Annotated in this window: 12 protein-coding genes; all 12 read right to left on the bottom strand. The window is 37.8% G+C overall.

Annotated features, from left to right (window positions below; all coding sequences use genetic code 11):
* Positions 1-10: 10 nt before the first annotated feature.
* Positions 11-2269, bottom strand: coding sequence for a gliding motility-associated C-terminal domain-containing protein (locus CHRYMOREF3P_RS15495; protein WP_180564989.1), 2259 nt, complete (start codon positions 2267-2269; stop codon positions 11-13).
* A gap of 146 nt (positions 2270-2415) precedes the next feature.
* On the bottom strand, positions 2416-4674 hold the full coding sequence (locus CHRYMOREF3P_RS15500; protein WP_077413478.1) for a lectin-like domain-containing protein: 2259 nt from the start codon (positions 4672-4674) through the stop codon (positions 2416-2418).
* A gap of 164 nt (positions 4675-4838) precedes the next feature.
* Complete coding sequence (rnhA, locus tag CHRYMOREF3P_RS15505; protein ID WP_077413479.1) at positions 4839-5315, bottom strand: ribonuclease HI; 477 nt, start codon at positions 5313-5315, stop codon at positions 4839-4841.
* Between the two features lie 65 nt (positions 5316-5380).
* A complete protein-coding gene (gene dnaB, locus CHRYMOREF3P_RS15510) occupies positions 5381-6967 on the bottom strand; it encodes a replicative DNA helicase (protein ID WP_047380329.1) in 1587 nt (528 codons plus the stop codon).
* Between the two features lie 155 nt (positions 6968-7122).
* Positions 7123-9270, bottom strand: a complete 2148-nt coding sequence (locus tag CHRYMOREF3P_RS15515) for a T9SS type B sorting domain-containing protein (protein WP_077413480.1) — start codon at positions 9268-9270, stop codon at positions 7123-7125.
* A gap of 102 nt (positions 9271-9372) precedes the next feature.
* Positions 9373-11445 carry a T9SS type B sorting domain-containing protein gene (locus tag CHRYMOREF3P_RS15520; RefSeq protein ID WP_077413481.1) on the bottom strand — a complete coding sequence of 691 codons (2073 nt, stop codon included), beginning with the start codon at positions 11443-11445 and terminating at the stop codon, positions 9373-9375.
* A gap of 160 nt (positions 11446-11605) precedes the next feature.
* Entirely contained in the window at positions 11606-12211 is a 606-nt protein-coding gene (locus CHRYMOREF3P_RS15525; protein WP_139348453.1) for a tetratricopeptide repeat protein, read from the bottom strand.
* A gap of 303 nt (positions 12212-12514) precedes the next feature.
* A complete protein-coding gene (locus CHRYMOREF3P_RS15530; RefSeq protein WP_180564990.1) occupies positions 12515-13750 on the bottom strand; it encodes an MFS transporter in 1236 nt (411 codons plus the stop codon).
* A gap of 92 nt (positions 13751-13842) precedes the next feature.
* Positions 13843-14205, bottom strand: coding sequence for a hypothetical protein (locus CHRYMOREF3P_RS15535; protein ID WP_047380343.1), 363 nt, complete (start codon positions 14203-14205; stop codon positions 13843-13845).
* Positions 14206-14274: 69 nt separating this feature from the next.
* Positions 14275-15774 (bottom strand): GH3 auxin-responsive promoter family protein, encoded by a 1500-nt coding sequence (locus tag CHRYMOREF3P_RS15540; RefSeq protein WP_180564991.1) that lies wholly within the window; start codon positions 15772-15774, stop codon positions 14275-14277.
* A 135-nt stretch (positions 15775-15909) separates the two neighbouring features.
* Entirely contained in the window at positions 15910-16203 is a 294-nt protein-coding gene (locus CHRYMOREF3P_RS15545; protein WP_077413486.1) for a hypothetical protein, read from the bottom strand.
* A gap of 183 nt (positions 16204-16386) precedes the next feature.
* The gene (locus CHRYMOREF3P_RS15550; protein WP_180564992.1) at positions 16387-16782 is read right to left on the bottom strand and encodes a hypothetical protein; all 396 of its coding nucleotides are present in this window, start codon (positions 16780-16782) and stop codon (positions 16387-16389) included.
* Positions 16783-16976: the final 194 nt, after the last annotated feature.

Raw genomic sequence — 16976 nt, forward strand, 5'->3', positions numbered from 1 at the left:
GAAAGTGTAATTATTCTCTGTTTTTTACAACAATCCAACCTGAGAATTTTATCGGAGTACTGTTTTTATTATTTTCATTCCATGAAACAGAATACCAGTAATTTCCTGTAGGAACTTTTTTACTTCCATTAGTGGTACCTGCCCATTTGTAGCCATTGGTTTTATCGGCCTGGAACATTTTGTAGCCATATCTGTCGAAGATGCCTATTTCCAGATTCTGTTTATTGGCAAGTGCAGAATAATCAACAAAATCATTAATACCGTCATCATTAGGAGTGATCACGTTGATCAGATTAGGTACTGTAATATTAACTTCAACAGGAGTACAATTATAACTGTCTCTTACGAATATTGTAGCCTCACCTCTGGCAATATTGGTAAAGATATTGGAATCCTGCCAGTTGATATTATCCATAGAATACTGGTAAGGTGGAGTTCCGCCATTGGCATACACTGTCACTGTGCTTCCTGAAATATCTACAGTAGTAACAACGGGATTTTCGGAAGGATATACTGTCACTTTTTGTGTTGCAATACAATCTCCGGTTTTAAGTTTTACCCAATAAGTACCTACTCCCACATTTTTGATAGATTGAGTGGTCGCTCCCGTGCTCCATTCATAGCTTTTGAAACCAGCTCCTGCATCTAATGTGGTTGTATTTTCTATACAAATAGTCTGATCAAGTAAAGTTCTTGAGAAAACTGGAGGGATGACCGTTAATGTAACTTTAGCAATTGAATAACATCCGTTTGCGCCAAATACTTTAATGTAAATGACTCCGTTCGGAGCAATGTATGCCGCCGGGGTAGAGATTGCATTAGTTCCACTGATTGCATCTGCTAATGATGGGTAATATTCTTTTGTAAGTCCGCCTTGGGAAACGATGGCTCCTGTAAGATTAAAAGAGGCCATAGATGGATTCGTTTCTATAAAGCAGGATTTTATTTCGGTATCGTTGACAACCACAACAGGGTAAATGTTCAGTGTAACTTTAGCTGTACTTACACAACCCTGGGGAGTTGTTACCCTAACATATAGTGTAGCTGCTGCAGAAGCATAAGCTGAAGGGTTTGTAATTTTGTTGGTGTCATTATTAAGGTCATATAATGTAGGATAGAATTCCTTTGTAACTCCGGCAACAGTTGTTACAGCAGCAGAATTAAGATCAAAGGTCGCTGTTCCTGCATTGTTGTTATTGCATCCGGAAAGGGTGGCGTCCGTTGCTGCAAAAGGAGTAGGGTTAAGCTGAATAACACCGTCACCATTATCACAAAGAGTGGAAGTAGGGTCTTTTATAACAACCTTGATGGTGGTATTTCCTGAATATTGGAAACTTGCAGGATTGGCGATAGGGGTAGAGCTTCCCAATACATAATAACTGAAAATATAGTTTCCAGGATTATTCACAAATTGAGAGTTAAAAGAAGTAAGATCTACTACACCATTTCCGGTAGCGGGATTTGTACATACGAAAGGAGTTACCGTATTGCTTAAAATAGGAACTTTATCTACATATACTTTAACGTCTTTAATAGAATGTCTCGCGCTGGCACCTCCGGTTGCTGCAGAGAAACCAAAATATCCCTGTGACATTCCTACCGCACCTCCAGAAGGAGCAAAAGACTGATCTACGATAAGCACACCGTTGATTCTTACTTTGATGATCCAGTTTGTTGGGTTGGTAAGGTCTGTTTCTCCATTTACTTCAACATGTCTGTAAGTATCTCCTACAAACGGTTGAGTAGCGATAAGATCAGGAGAATGGTATGTACTTCCAGGAGTAGTGTTGAATTCAATATTGTTACCAGCTGTATTATTGGTGCCATAAAGAATATGAACTTTACTCATCTGACCTTCCGTAGTGTTATTGAAAATATCAAAACCAACCATTAGCCCTGAAGCATTCGCCGGGATACCAAGTCCTCCTCCTGAAACGAATCCTGTGGGTGGATTGGCAAGATACCAGAAGGTAAAGCCATCTCCTTTTCCAAACTGAGTAGTTCCATTTCCGTCAATTCTGAAATCAAATTCCACTTTCCATTTATCACAATAGCTCAGGGTGATAGGTGTGGATAATTTTACAGCTCCATATCTGCTGGTCTGATCGGTTGTAAGCCTTACAAAGTCTCCGCTTACTACAGCATCAGAGACAAGGTCCCAGCCTGTTGTATTTACGGGGTTTCCGGTAAGTTGGTAGGTTTGCGAAAATAGGCTTCCCGGCAAGCATAATAAGATAGTCAGTACAAAAATGAGTATATCTTTTTTCATAGTGGATGGATTGTGATGTTATACTTTTTCTTAGAAATAAAATTGTTTTTTTAATGTTTGAATTGATCATGAAACAATCTCTGATTAAGCAGGTCTTGTTTTAATACCGAAACTACCCCAAATGAGGTAGTTTCTGATAGTAAAATTTATTCTCTGTTTTTTACCAATACCCAGCCTGAGTATTTAGTTTCAGTATTGTCTTTATTGTTTTCGTTCCATGAGATGGTGTACCAGTAAGTACCTGTAAGAACTTTTTTACCGGAAGCAGTTCCATCCCAAGTGAAGTTTCTCATCTTTCCGGCTTCATACAATTTATTGCCATATCTGTCGTAGACGATGAATACTAAGTTTTTTTTGTAAGCGAGTGCAGAGTAGTCTATGAAATCGTTTACGTTATCACCGTTCGGAGTGATGGCATTAATCAGGTTTGGTACAGTGATCTGAACTTCAACAGGAGTACAGTTATAGAAGTCTTTTACATATACTCTTACTTCTCCTCTTGCCAGTCCGGTGAATATGTTGCTGGTCTGCCAGTTGACTCCATCCAGAGAGAATTGATACTGAGGTTTTCCTCCTGCTACATTTACGGTGATCGTGTTGTTGTCAATATCAATGCTGGAAATCACAGGATTTGCAGATGCATTTATTTTTACAATCTGTGTCGTGATACAGTTGCCGGTTTTAAGCTTCACCCAATAAACACCTACTCCAAGGTCTTTAACAGATGAGGTAGTGGCTCCGGTGCTCCATTCATAGCCATCAAATCCAGGACCTGCATCCAGATCTGTTTTTTCACCAATACAAATGGTTTTGTCTTTCAGAACAGAAGAAGGAACAGGTGGTAATACAATAAGGTTGATTTTAGCAATATTAAAACATCCGTTGGCATCTGTTACTTTTGCGTAAACGGCAGTACTTGTGGATAAGTACTGAAGAGGGTTCATGATTTCATTGGTTCCGTCTAAAGCATTAGCAATGGAGGTGTAGTATTTTTTTGTCACTCCAGAAGTTAATGTAGTAACATCAGCAGTGGTCAGATTAAAAATAGCACTGGTAATATTGTTTTCAATAAAACATGATCTGAGTGTGGCTTCTTTCACAGGTGTGTCAGGATAAAATGCCAGCGTGATTTTTGCGGAACCTGTACATCCCTGAGGAGTTGTCACTTTTACATACACGTCTCCCGGAGCAGATATATAGTTGCCGGGATTTTGAATCTCATTAGTATCTGCGTTGAGATCTGCTAACGTTTTATAATATTTTTTAACCGCTCCCGGAACACCTGTTACATTTGCTGTATTCAGGTTGAAAGCGGCCGTTCCGGCTTTGTTATTATTACATACAGTAATGGTTTTATCCTCAGCTTTAAAAGGAGCGAGAACGAGTAAGATTTTACCATCCGGATTATCACAGAGCAGTCCTGCATTATCTTTAATAACAACCGTAACTGTTGTATTTGTATTGAATTGGTAGTTGGCAGGGTTGGCAATAGGGGTAGAACTTCCCAGTGGATAATACGTAAATGTATAATTTGAAGTATTGTTGACGAATTGCGAATTGAAAGATGTCAGGTTTACAGATCCATATCCGGTAGTCGGATTAGGGCAGAAAGACTGAGTAGCCGAGTTTTGTAAAATAGGAACTTTATCAGTATAAATTTTTACATTTTTAATAGAATGTCTTGATCTTGCACCTCCTGTGGAAGCTGAAAATCCAAAATATCCTACAGTCATTGCGGCAGCCGTTCCGGAAGGAGCAAAAGACTGATTACAGATTACATTGCCGTCTATTGTTATTTTTAATATCCAGCTGGTAGGATTCGCTGGATCTACCTGTGCCGTTACTTCAACATGCTTAAAGGTGGTTCCCTGAAAAGGCTGGGTTGTATTCAGATCTGGTGAATGGAAAGAGCTTCCTGCAACATTAAAGAACTCAACATTATTCGTGTCACTTGTATTTTGAACTTGTCCATAAGCAACGTGAACCTTGCTCATTGTAGCGGTTGTAGTATTGTTATAAGTGTCAAAACCTACAACAAGGCCTACTGCATTTTGAGATACCCCCAGACCGGATCCCAATACACTGGCGACAGGCGGGTTGGCCAGATACCAGAAAGCAATTCCATCCCCATTAGAGGTTTGGTTGGAATCCATTCTGAAATCAAATTCCACTCTCCATTTGTCACAATATTTTAAATTGATAGGGTCATTCAGTCTGATAGAACCGGATTGGTTGTTGGTATCCGGGGTAAGCTGAATAAAATCTGTGTTTACCTGAGTAGGGGAAACCATCGTCCATCCAGTAGTAGCCACTGGGTTTCCAATAAGCTGATAAGTCTGGGCAAAGGACTTCCCGGCTATACAAAGTAAAAAAACAGATAAATACAATAATAGATTTTTATTCATTTAAATGGGACTTTGATTAATGTGTAAAGATATTAAATCCCGATCAAACAATATGTATTTAATGTTAATTTTGTTAAAAAATTTAATTATTTTTTAATAAATCTTGTTTCTTCTGATGAAATGGCAAATATGAGGCTGGGGCTTTAGAATAGTTTTAATTAAGATTAAAATAGAGAATTATTATCAAGATTTTCGAAATAAGTGTCAATTTCGAGATCGGAAGAATTGGCTGCTGCAACCGCTAATTTGTCGCAAAGTTCGTTTTCAAAGTGTCCTGCATGGCCTTTTACCCAATGCATTTTAGGGGTGTGTTTATTGTATAGCTCAACAAATTTTTTCCAGAGGTCGGGGTTTTTTACATTCTTCCAGCCTCGCTTGATCCATCCGGCAATCCAGTTTTGGTTGATTGCATCAGATACATATTTACTGTCAGTATATACATGGATCTCATTTTCTGTAGATTTCAGCTTTTCCAATGCAGTGATGACTGCCAGAAGTTCCATTCTGTTATTGGTGGTTTTCCGAAACCCTTTGGAAAATGTTTTCTGATAATTTTTTTCAGGAACGCGCATGAGAATTCCATATCCGCCTTTTCCCGGATTTCCGCTGCAAGCCCCGTCGGTATAAATTTCGATTCTCAAATCTGTTTTTTAAAAAATTGAATTATGGATTGTGAATTTAAACTGAATTAGGTTTAAGCCTTCACTTAAAAAGGAAAATCGTCATCATCATCAAAGTCATTCATTGATGAGCCGGAAAGTTTTGAGCTGTCCGGAAGGTCAAATGCTGCCCCTGGCTGAATAGTCGTTTTGATCTTGTCAAAGCCGCTTGGTTCTCCAAAGTTGGAAGGATATCCTCCTCCGGCTCCATCCATTGCTGCTTCGATATCACCAAATTTTGCAAAATGTTTTAAGAAAGATAGTCGGACGTCTGCCGTAGCACCATTCCTGTGCTTTGCTATAATCAGTTCGGCCTGGTTTTCAGTAGAAGTTTCCTGTCCTTCTTCATCATTGTCCCAAACGGTAATTTTATAATATTCCGGTCTGAAGATGAAAGATACGATATCGGCATCCTGCTCAATCGCTCCGGATTCCCTAAGGTCAGAAAGCTGAGGTCTTTTCCCCGGACGCGCTTCCACACTTCTTGAAAGCTGGGAAAGAGCAATCACCGGAACGTTAAGTTCTTTTGCAATCGCTTTTAATGAACGTGAAATCATGGAGATCTCCTGTTCACGGTTTCCAACTCCTTTTCCACCGCTGCTTCCTGCTGTCATCAGCTGAAGGTAGTCGACCATGATAATTCTTACACCATGCTGCATGACAAGTCTTCGGCATTTTGCACGGAAGTCGAATATGGAAAGGGAAGGGGTTTCGTCAATATATAAAGGAGCATTTTCCAACTCAGATACATTGGAGAATAGTCTCTGCCATTCTTCATCATCCAGAGTTCCTTTTCTTAATTTCTCAGAAGAAATTCTTGTTTCGGAAGCAATCATTCTGGTGATCAGCTGTACTGATGCCATCTCGAGAGAGAAAAGAGCCATAGGAACTTTGTGTCCTACTGCAATATTTCTTGCCATGGAAAGAAGGAATGCCGTTTTTCCCATCGCGGGACGTGCAGCAATAATGATAAGGTCAGAATTCTGCCACCCACCGGTTTCCTTATCTACGTCTCGGAATCCTGAAGGAACCCCTGAAAGACCTTCTTTATCTTTTAAAGATTTAATAGTGTCAATAGCCTGTTTTACTAACGAATTGGCAGTATCGAATCCCTTTTTGATCGTTCCGTTGGTAATCTCAAAGAAAGACTGTTCAGCTTTATCCAGAAGTTCAAAAACGTCGGTTGACTCTTTGTATGAGGAATCAATGACATTGGCAGAAACATTGATAAGGCTTCTTAAAATATATTTTTCAAGAATCACACGTACATGGTATTCAATATGGGCAGATGAACTTACTCCCATTGTCAGGTCAATAATGTAGTGATCACCACCTGCCTGGCTTAGCTTATCTTCTTTTTTTAATTCCTGAATAATGGTCATTAAGTCTACCGGATGGTTGCCTTCATAAAGCTTTAAGATGATAGAAAAGATGACCTGATGTCTCGGATCATAGAATACTTCTGAAGTAAGAAGGTCAATAGAATGGTCAAGCCCTTTTTTGTCAATCAAAAAAGTTCCGATAACAAGTCTTTCGAAATCCACTGCATTGGGAGGCATTTTTCCATCCGCAATAGACAATTCTTTTGCAAAGTTTCCGTGTGTTAGGGATGATAATGTTTCTTTCTGCGCCATGGTGCAAAGATAGTTTATTTAAAAAATAATAAAAAAATAGTATTCAACAAATTATTAGCAGTCTTTCGGAAAATGCTGTAAACAGGAGGTTGATCTTGTTGATAAAAAAAATCACCTCAGTCTGAGGTGATTTTTTCAAAAAGATTAAGTATCGCTTATTCTTTATTTTTTACCAATACCCATCCTGAATATTTGGTTTCTGTATTGTCTTTATTGTTTTCGTTCCATGAGATCGTGTACCAGTAAGTTCCTGTCAGGATTTTCTTACCGAAAGCAGTTCCGTCCCAAGTGAAATTTCTCATTTTGTTGGCTTCATGAAGTTTGTTTCCATATCTGTCATACACAACGAAGATAAGATTTTTCTTGTACGCCAGTGCAGAGTAATCAATCACATCATTTACGTTGTCTCCGTTTGGAGTGATAGCGTTAATAAGGTTAGGAACAGTAACCGTTACCTGAACAGGAGTACAATTATAAGTGTCTTTTACATACACTGTATTTTCACCTCTTGGAAGTCCTGTGAATGTATTAGAATCCTGCCAGTTGATACCATCTACTGAGAATTTATATGGAGGAACTCCACCTGTAGCAGTAACGGTGATGTTATTATTTGATATTTCTATCCCAGAAATCACCGGCTGAAGGCTTGCATGTACACGTACTTCCTGAAGCGTGAAGCATTTTCCAGTCTGAAGTTTTACAAAGTAAACTCCTACGCCTACGTTATTGATAGATTGTGAAGTTTCTCCGGTGCTCCATTCGTAGCTGTCGAATCCAGGTCCTGCATCCAAAGTGGTTTTGGCTTCCGCACAAATCGTTTTGTCTTTTAATACAGCTGATTTTACCGGAGGTAATACTACCAGTTCTATTTTAGCAATTGAATAACATTGTTTATCATTGTCTACTCTTACATATACCGTTTTGCTTTCTGAAAGATAATTAAATGGCATTGTAATAGGATTGGTCTGGGCTTTTGCATCAGCTACCGATGTATAATACTTGATGATAGTTCCTGTAGGGGTTGGTACAGGTACTCCGATATCTGCTTTGGAAAGATCAAATGTTGAACGGGTAACATCATTATCAATATAACAATTTTGAAGTACTGCATCTTTTAATACCACTGTAGGGTAGAATAATAGTCTGATGGTAGTGGTTGCTTTACACCCGAAAGTAGAAATTACTTTTGCGTATATAGTTGCTTCCGGAGAGATATAGTTGGCAGGATCCGTAATTTCGTTGATTTCCGCATTCATATCATCAACCGTAGTATAATACTTAATAGTTGCTCCGCTTCCGCCGAATATATTGGCTGTTGTCAAATTATATTTAGCAGTACCGGCTCCATTGTTATTACAAGAATATAGAGTGGCTGTATTGGCTGAGATGCCTACATTCACAAACTTAAATTTCCCGGTTATAAAACATCCGTTGATAGGATTGGTTGGGTTGTTCGGGTCTTTATATACTACTCTGTAATAGTAGGTTGTTGTTCCATCTACAGTTGCTATGGTAAGAGGGTTTTCTCCTGTAAGGGCATCGTTGGTAGTTTTATGATAAGTAACCTTGAAATTAGGGCTGTTACCGTTTACAATAGCAGCAGAAAGTGTTGTAAAGTCAAACTGGCTAGGTAATGCACAAACCATTACCTGGTTAGGATCGTTAGGAGTAGCTCCTGGAATTCCCGGAGGAATGAATGGGTTAGGTGAAAGAACAGGATCATTAAATGCAGAACTTAAGCTCGCAGTACCTGACCATTCCATAGAAAAACCATTAACGGATCTACTGAAGTTATCAATGACTAAATAATAGGTTTGTCCTACTAATACATCCATATAAGGACTCCATTTACCATTGTTCATACTGGCTGTAGTGCCAGGAGGATTGGTAGGGAATACTGCAGGTGGAGCAAGAGTAAGATCCAGACCTGTATCTCCCGGAGTACCGCTATAGTTACATCTTATAGGCTGTATGAAGACATGATCTGCATTCTGTAAAGAAGCACAGCCGTTTGCTGTTGGTCCATAAACTGCAAAATCATAATCATCACCTTGATCGTTTGGCTTTATTTTAAATGCAAGTGTACCTGGTGTAGATACAGTGAAAGTGTACCAAACGGTATATCTTTCATTGGTGCTAAGGCATCCTCCGTTTGCATTAAGAATTTCTATAATATTTCCAGGTCCTGAAGGAGTGTAAGAAATATCAGAGTTACCACAGATGGGAATTGCCGTGATACAATCTGACTGTGAGTAGACTATTTGTGTTATCAATAAAATAAAAAGAAGTAGTATTTTTTTCATTGTTGAAACGATTTTTGTTAAACAAAATTGGGATCAATTAATTTTATCATGATTTGTTAAAAGAAAAAGCCGCCAAAGCGGCTTTCTCGTATTGTATTAGTTTTATTCTCTGTTTTTTACAACAATCCAACCTGAAAACTTAAATGGAGTATTCTTCTTGTCATTCTCATTCCATGTTACAGAATACCAGTATGTACCTGTCGGAATCTTCTTCCCTGCAATGGTTCCGTCCCATTTGTATCCATTGGATTTATCTCCCTGGTGGATTTTTGTTCCGTATCTGTCAAAGATACTCAATACAAGGTTTTGTTTGTCTGCAATTGCAGAATAATCTACAACATCGTTCACACCATCTCCGTTCGGTGTAATCATATTGATCAGGTTAGGAACCACTATTGTAACTTCAATAGGCTCACAGTCATAAGCATCTTTTACATATACTTTATAGGTGCCTCTTGCCACATTAGAGAATGTATTGGAGGTCTGCCATATGATTTTATCCATAGAATACTGATAATCCGGAGTTCCTCCTATAACATTGATCGTTAATGTAGTGTTAGAAACATCAATATTTGTTACAACCGGCTGATCAGCAGGATATACTGTTACTGTTTGAGTAGTGATACATTCCCCCGTTTTTAATTTTACCCAGTAGATTCCTACTCCTACATCTTTTATAGACTGAGTTGTAGCTCCCGTGCTCCACTCATAGCTTTTGAATCCAGGCCCGGCATCTAAAGTTGTTGTGTCTTCTATACAGATGATTTTGTCTTTCAGAACACTGGATGTTACCGGAGGGATAACTGTTAAACCGATTTTTACAACTACAAAACATCCTCTGGTATCAGATACTCTTACGTATACCAAACCGTTTGGTGCAATATAATTAGCATTTAAAATCTCGTTGGTTGCATCTATTGCATCTGTCAGTGAAGGGAAGTATTTTTTCGTGATACCTGCCTGTGGCGTGATTACAGCGGCGTTATCAAGGTTGAATAAAGCTGTAGAAGGATTTGCTTCAATAAAGCATGATCTTAATTCTGCATCTTTTGCAATGATTGCCGGATAGAACTTAAGGGTAATTTCTGCAATATCGGTACATCCGAATACAGAAGTTACTTTTACATATATTTTACCCTCTGCCGAAACAAACTGATAGATATTGGTGATCTCATTAATTGAGTTATTCAGATCATATAAAGTATAATAATATTTTTTTGTAGCCGTAGGATCTGCAAAAACAGCTGCTGTTGTAAGGTCATAAGTTGCCGTACCCGCATTGTTGTTGTTACAGCTTGTTAAAGTAACGCTTGTTGCCTTGATGGTACCATCTTTAAATTTAAATTTACCAGTCTGTCTACATTTATTAATAGGACTGTCCGGATTAGTAGGATCGGTATAGTTGATACTATAGAAATAAACACCTACAGGAGTAACTGTTTGAGGGCCAATAAGAGGATTGTTACCTGTTAATGCATCATTTTGGCTTGTATGATAGCTAATACTGAAGTTCGGGTTACCGTTCAGAATTCCTGCTGTTAATGAAGAGAAATCAAAAGTTGCAGGATTTGCACACACCACTACTTCTCTAGGGTCTGTAGGGTTTGCTCCTGGAATTCCTGGTGGAATGAACGGATGAGGCTGTATATTCGGATCTGTAAATGGAGAAGATAAAGTAGCTGTCCCACCCCATGATAATTTGAATCCGTTAGCGGTCTCTCTGTGGTTGTTTACAATTAAATAGTACGTCTGGCCAGGTAATACATCAAGGTATTTCACCCATTTATCTCCTGAAGCATCCTCACTAAGGTCTGTAGCCGTCATGTTAAGGCCTGTGTTTCCACTTGTTCCGGAATAAGAACAGCGGATTGGCGTTCCAAGGCTGCCACATGACTTGTTAGGACCATATACCCCGAAGTCATAGTCATCACTCTGATCATTAGGAATGATTTCGAAAGTTAAGGTTCCGGCTGTAGCTACCGTAAACGAGTACCATACAGAGTACTTTTCATCGGAAGATAAACATCCGCCAAGGTCTTCTGCAATGTCTCCGTGCCCGCCCGGAGTATAGGAAATATCCGAGTTTCCGCAGACTGCCATTGCAGTAGGACAGTCAGACTGGGCAAATAAAAGATGTGAAAATATAATTGAGAAAACAAGTAATGCTTTTTTCATAAGAGATGATTTTAAAAACAAATAGTAAAATTGTTTAATTACTAAAAAAATGCGGTGCTTTATCGGATACAAAAATGTTTCTGCGAACTATTAAAGTCTTGTGTATCAAAATAAAAACTGACCGCCCAATTTACTCAGGAGATCATGCATTTTCTTACTGTTAATTTGTTCCGATCAGCTGTCTTCCCCAGTTTGGTGAACCGGATGAAGCGTTTGATGTTTCGAATTCTTTGACTGCTTTTTGATAAAATTTGATAGCTTCTGTCTTATTGCCTTGCTTTTCAGCCATTTCAGCTTTTAAGAAAGAAAGTCTTGGATTGTTCTTTACAGTTGTTTCCGCTTTTGTCATAAAGCTTGTAGCGGTCTTTAGTTCCTTTTGAGGATCTGCAGCTGTTTTTATCCTGATTTTCTGAAAATGGATAAGACCAAGAAGAATATTTACTTCTCCATTATTCTTCTCAGAAGCAAGAGCCTGCATAGCCAGTTTTCTTGCAGTTTCGTTAGTTTCTCCAAGAGGACTGTTCGGGCTGTTCTTTAAAAGGAAATTTGTTTTAAGATACAATGCTGCAGCGGCATAATAATTCGCCTGCCATTTTTCTGAAGTTTTAGCCTCTGAAAACTTAGAAAAAAGAGTATCATAGTCGTTTTCTGTTTTTGCATTATTCAGCTGCAAAACAGATTGCTGTAAGGTTTGATCTGAAAAAAATTGGGCATTCATCAGCGAACCTGTGACGAAAAAACTCAAAATTAGTAAAAGTTTATACATAGGGGGATATTTTATAGAGCAAATATAAAAAATTATTAACGTTAAATTAAAGATTTTGAGATATATTTAAAGAAAGTAATATATTGATTTTTAATATTGTATTTTATTTTTTAAGTGAAATTATATAGAGATCGCAAAGATTTTAATGATTTCACTGAATATTTGGGATTTAATCCTTTGAATGATTTTGAAAAAACACCTATAAAAGTAAAATCAGAATAGAAAACGTTCTATTCTGATTTTAAGTATTTCGGATTACGGTTTTTACCGTATAAGTTTTGAAATGAATTGATAAATAATAGGTTAATATTGCATTTTTCTTAGTTTAGGATTGGTGCTTCCCACAAGTAAAGCAACAAGAACAGTCATGCATCCTCCAAATACTACAGAGCGTACAACCCCCAGTAATTTAGCCATAACACCACTTTCAAACTGTCCCATTTCATTGCTGGACATAATGAAGATTGAATTTACACTGAGAACACGTCCTCTTATATGGTCTGGTGTCTTTAACTGTACAATGGTACCCCGGATGACCACAGAAATTCCATCAAGCATTCCACTCATCACAAGGAACATGAAAGACAGCCAATACAATTTGGATAAACCAAACCCAATAATACAAAGCCCAAATCCGGTGACAACAACAAGTAGTATTTTCCCCTGATTTTTTCGAAGAGGAACAATGGATAAAATAGTAATGATACACATTGAACCGATATCAGATGCTGCATTCAACAATCCGAAACCTTCAGCCCCTGAATTTAAAATATCAGTAGCAAATACCGGGATCATGGCCACTGCACCCCCAAAAAGTACAGCAAACATATCAAGACACAGTGCTCCCAGAATCTCTTTGGTTTTAAAAATATAAGAAATTCCTTCACGCATACTCTCCACCACATTTACAGTTTCCTTTTTGTACTTCGAATACTGTTTGTGAAGTTGCCAGAAAAACAGTGAAGCAACAAATATTAATGCTAAAATAGCAACCAACGTCCATTTTACGCCTATAAAGCCAATAAGAATACCACCTACCGCATGTCCACACACAGAAGATATAAGGAAAGTAGCCTGGTTCAGAGTAACAGCGTTGGGAAGGTTTTCTTTCTTTACAATTTTAGGAATCATGGAAGGTACAATAGGGCCTATGAACGCTCTTGCTATTCCGGTAAAAAAGATAACTCCATAAATATAATAAGTGATCTGATGACCGGTGAAATGCATCTCCACATCAAAAAAGGCAGGAATCAGCAGCAGCCCGATCAGGAAAATATATGTATAATTACAGATGAGAAGCAGTCTCTTTTTCTCATTCATATCAATAACGTGCCCGGCATACAGCGCACAGCTTACAGCAGGAATTACCTCCGATAGCCCGATAAGACCTATTGAAAAAGGATCTTTTGTTAATTGATATACCCACCATCCTAATAAAGTGGCCAGCATTCTGAAAGCTAAAACAATAAAAAATCTCCCGGTAAGAAGATTTCTGAACTCAACATTTTGTAATGTTTGTAACGGGGTAAAGGAAATCATGAACAAAAATAGCCCTAAAAATCTATTTAGGACTATTCATATGTTGATTTTTAAAAGATATATTAAATATATCCTGAAAGATAAAATCTATTTTAGTCTGCTCTTGAAGAACTGATTACGATGGCAGCAACACCCGCAGCCCCAATAATAGTAGCTCCGGCAGCAATTCTTGCCTTTCTTCTGTCTTTTACAGCCGCTACATTTGATTTCGGGATCACTACTTCTGTACTGTCTTTTTTACCCGCTGTACCTACAAGATTGTCACCAACAACGTTTCTGAATAAGATGGTTTGTTTAGGAGAACCGTCTCTCATAGTTACTTTGTATACCTTTCCGGCTTCAAGATTAGAGTAATTGTTTTTTGAAATATCTTCGCTGTATTTTGTAGTAGCACAAGATGTAATAACAAATAAAGATGTTAGTAAAGACGATTTCAACAGTACAGATGCTTTCATTATTTTCTTTTAGTTTTTCAAATTTATAATTTTTTTTGAATATACGTTTTTGGAATTGAAAAAATATGATTAATTTTTGTAAATTTCTAAGAGATCTGCAATGTTTCTGTCATTAGCCAATCTCGGAGTCTTATTTTGGCCACCCAGTTTCCCCTGAGATTTGGCATATTCCTGAAAGGCATTCTTTTTTAAGGTGGTGATATGCAGCTTCTGTAAAATATTCCCGGAAATAAGATCATCATAATACGTATTTCTTGCCCTCAATTGCAAATCTAGTCCATCTCTGAATGTATCTAAATTCTCCGGTTCCTTTTCAAATTCGATCAGCCATTCATGATAAGGAAGTCCTTCGCCAGGATTTACCTGTGGGGCAAGATGGAATTCTGTAATCTGTGCCGGATGTTTTTCAAGAGTAGCTTTCATCGCTTCTTCAACTTCAAAAGCAATCACGTGTTCCCCAAATGCCGAAGTGAAATGTTTGGTCCTGCCACTTACTAGAACTCTGTAAGGATCTTTGCTGATAAACCGCACAACATCTCCGATAGAATACGCCCAAAGTCCGGAATTCGTTGTAAGAATTAAGGCATAATCTTTATGAAGTTCAATTTCTTTTAATGTTAATCTTCTTGCTCCCGGCTTACCATATTCTTCCAAAGGAATAAATTCATAGAAAATTCCATGATGGGTCAATAGCAGAAGACCTTCTTTTGTGTAATCATCCTGAAAAGCAAAAAAGCCTTCAGAAGCAGGAAATGTCTGAATAATATCTACTTTTCCACCCAGCAGATCTTCCATTTTATCGCGGTATGGTTCGTAATTGACCCCTCCTGTAACGATAAGCTGCAGGTTTGGGAAAAGCTGTTTGATTTTTTTGCCGTGTCTTTCTGTTAACTTTTCAAAATACATAATCAGCCATGGCGGAATTCCTGAGATCAGGGTCATGTTTTCATGTTCCGTTTCTTCAATGATTTTATCTACTTTGGCTTCCCAGTCTTCCATGATATTGGTTTCCCAGCTTGGCAGACGGTTTTTTTGCAGATAATTAGGAATATGGTGCGCTACAATACCGGATAATCTTCCTGTTTTTATTCCAAAAACTTCCTCCAGTTCAGGACTTCCCTGCAGAAAAATCATTTTTCCGTTCACAAAGTCGGCATTATTCTTTTTACTGATGTAATGAAATAAGGCACTTTGTGCACCGGCAATCTGAAGCGGCATTCCTTCTTTGGAAATAGGAATATATTTTGATCCGGAAGTTGTTCCCGAAGTTTTAGCAAAATATTCAGGAGTTTCTGTCCATAAAATATTGGACTGTCCTTTTTTTACCCGTTCTATATAAGGTTTAAGATCTTCATAATCTGCTACAGGAACTCTGTCTTGAAAATCTTTCACCGAATGGATGTTTTCAAAATCATGTTCCCGGCCAAAAAGTGTTTTTTGAGCCGTACTGACTAGAGAAAGTAATAAGTCCTCCTGGTTTTTCTCTGCATTTTTTTTGAATTCCTCCGCTTTTTGAACATGTTTCTTTGCCCAGATCAGCGCTGCATTTTTCTTGAAGAAGTTTAACATGGGTCAAATTTATAAATAAGTAGAGAATATGGAGTCATTTTTTACGAAGCTTCACATAAAAAAACCGATAGAACTAGTTCCACCGGCTTTTCGAAATTTGATTATGAAAATAACAACTATATGTTAATGTTATGCTTATTTGTTCACCTTATACCTTTTATCAGGAGTACCATCTTTTTTCAGGTGCTTGTTTTCTTTATATCTCTTATCAGGAGTACCGTCTTTTTTCATTTTGGCAGCCGGTTGTGAAGGCTTCGCAGCTTTTGCATCCATTGCTGGTTTTGCAGCTTTTACTTCTGCAGGTTTAGCGGCTTTCACTGTAGTTTTTACAGGTTGATGAGGCTGAGCGCTGGTAGCGGGAGCAGTCTGCTGAGCAGTTGCAAGTCCTAATCCAAGGATCAATGACATTGCAGATAATAGTTTTTTCATAAGAATATTATTGTTTGTTTTTGTTGAATAAAGATATACAAAAAGCAGGCTAGAAAATTTGGATTTTCAACCTTAACTAAAGTTTATTACTGCTTAAAAAAAAATTAAAACAATTCATTTACAATAGAAAAGCCTGTCTTCAGATGAAAACAGGCTTGCAATAATATATAAATAGACAGGAGGTTAGCGCGTACAGTTGGCTGTCCACGTTTTACCGTCCTTTGCGTATAGGATTTTTAACGTATTGTTGTCAATTCTGATATAAGAGGTTGCTGTAGAACCAATCATAACAAGAGTGTGATCTCCTTCCTGATTAAACTCTATTCCGTTAAGATCCGGAATGCTGTTTGAGAAACCGAAATTATACTTGGTACCGCTGGCAATCTTCGTTACAAAAACACTTCCGTTATCTGTGCTTACATTAGTAGATCCGCCATCGTTATAAGAAATACTTCCTTTGTATGTTCCCGCAAAGAACTCATTGTTTACCGGATCATCATCCTTGCTGCACGACGAAAACGATAATGCTGTGAATACCAGCAGCAGCATAATTCCTAAGATTTTAATTGCTTTTTTCATAATACTTAAATGTTTGGTTAGACTTAAAAGCCCAAACACTATGCCATGAGGGAATAATTGGTTTTTTTTAACGGGTTATTAAATAAATTTGTAAAAAATTAAGATTTATTAGGCTAAGTCATTCATTTTAAATCCGAAAGTCAGCTGGTTTTTTAATGAAAGAAAAAAATATCCGTACCTTTGTATATCATAAA

This window comes from Chryseobacterium sp. JV274 (genome assembly GCF_903969135.1).
GTDB lineage: Bacteria > Bacteroidota > Bacteroidia > Flavobacteriales > Weeksellaceae > Chryseobacterium.

Excerpts from the sequence above, each read along its gene's own strand:
- CHRYMOREF3P_RS15495 (WP_180564989.1), bottom strand. The coding sequence starts at position 2,269 with ATGAAAAAAGATATACTCATTTTTGTACTGACTATCTTATTATGCTTG.
- CHRYMOREF3P_RS15500 (WP_077413478.1), bottom strand. The coding sequence starts at position 4,674 with ATGAATAAAAATCTATTATTGTATTTATCTGTTTTTTTACTTTGTATA.
- dnaB (WP_047380329.1), bottom strand. The coding sequence starts at position 6,967 with ATGGCGCAGAAAGAAACATTATCATCCCTAACACACGGAAACTTTGCA.
- CHRYMOREF3P_RS15515 (WP_077413480.1), bottom strand. The coding sequence starts at position 9,270 with ATGAAAAAAATACTACTTCTTTTTATTTTATTGATAACACAAATAGTC.
- CHRYMOREF3P_RS15520 (WP_077413481.1), bottom strand. The coding sequence starts at position 11,445 with ATGAAAAAAGCATTACTTGTTTTCTCAATTATATTTTCACATCTTTTA.
- CHRYMOREF3P_RS15525 (WP_139348453.1), bottom strand. The coding sequence starts at position 12,211 with ATGTATAAACTTTTACTAATTTTGAGTTTTTTCGTCACAGGTTCGCTG.
- CHRYMOREF3P_RS15530 (WP_180564990.1), bottom strand. The coding sequence starts at position 13,750 with ATGATTTCCTTTACCCCGTTACAAACATTACAAAATGTTGAGTTCAGA.
- CHRYMOREF3P_RS15535 (WP_047380343.1), bottom strand. The coding sequence starts at position 14,205 with ATGAAAGCATCTGTACTGTTGAAATCGTCTTTACTAACATCTTTATTT.
- CHRYMOREF3P_RS15540 (WP_180564991.1), bottom strand. The coding sequence starts at position 15,774 with ATGTTAAACTTCTTCAAGAAAAATGCAGCGCTGATCTGGGCAAAGAAA.
- CHRYMOREF3P_RS15545 (WP_077413486.1), bottom strand. The coding sequence starts at position 16,203 with ATGAAAAAACTATTATCTGCAATGTCATTGATCCTTGGATTAGGACTT.
- CHRYMOREF3P_RS15550 (WP_180564992.1), bottom strand. The coding sequence starts at position 16,782 with ATGAAAAAAGCAATTAAAATCTTAGGAATTATGCTGCTGCTGGTATTC.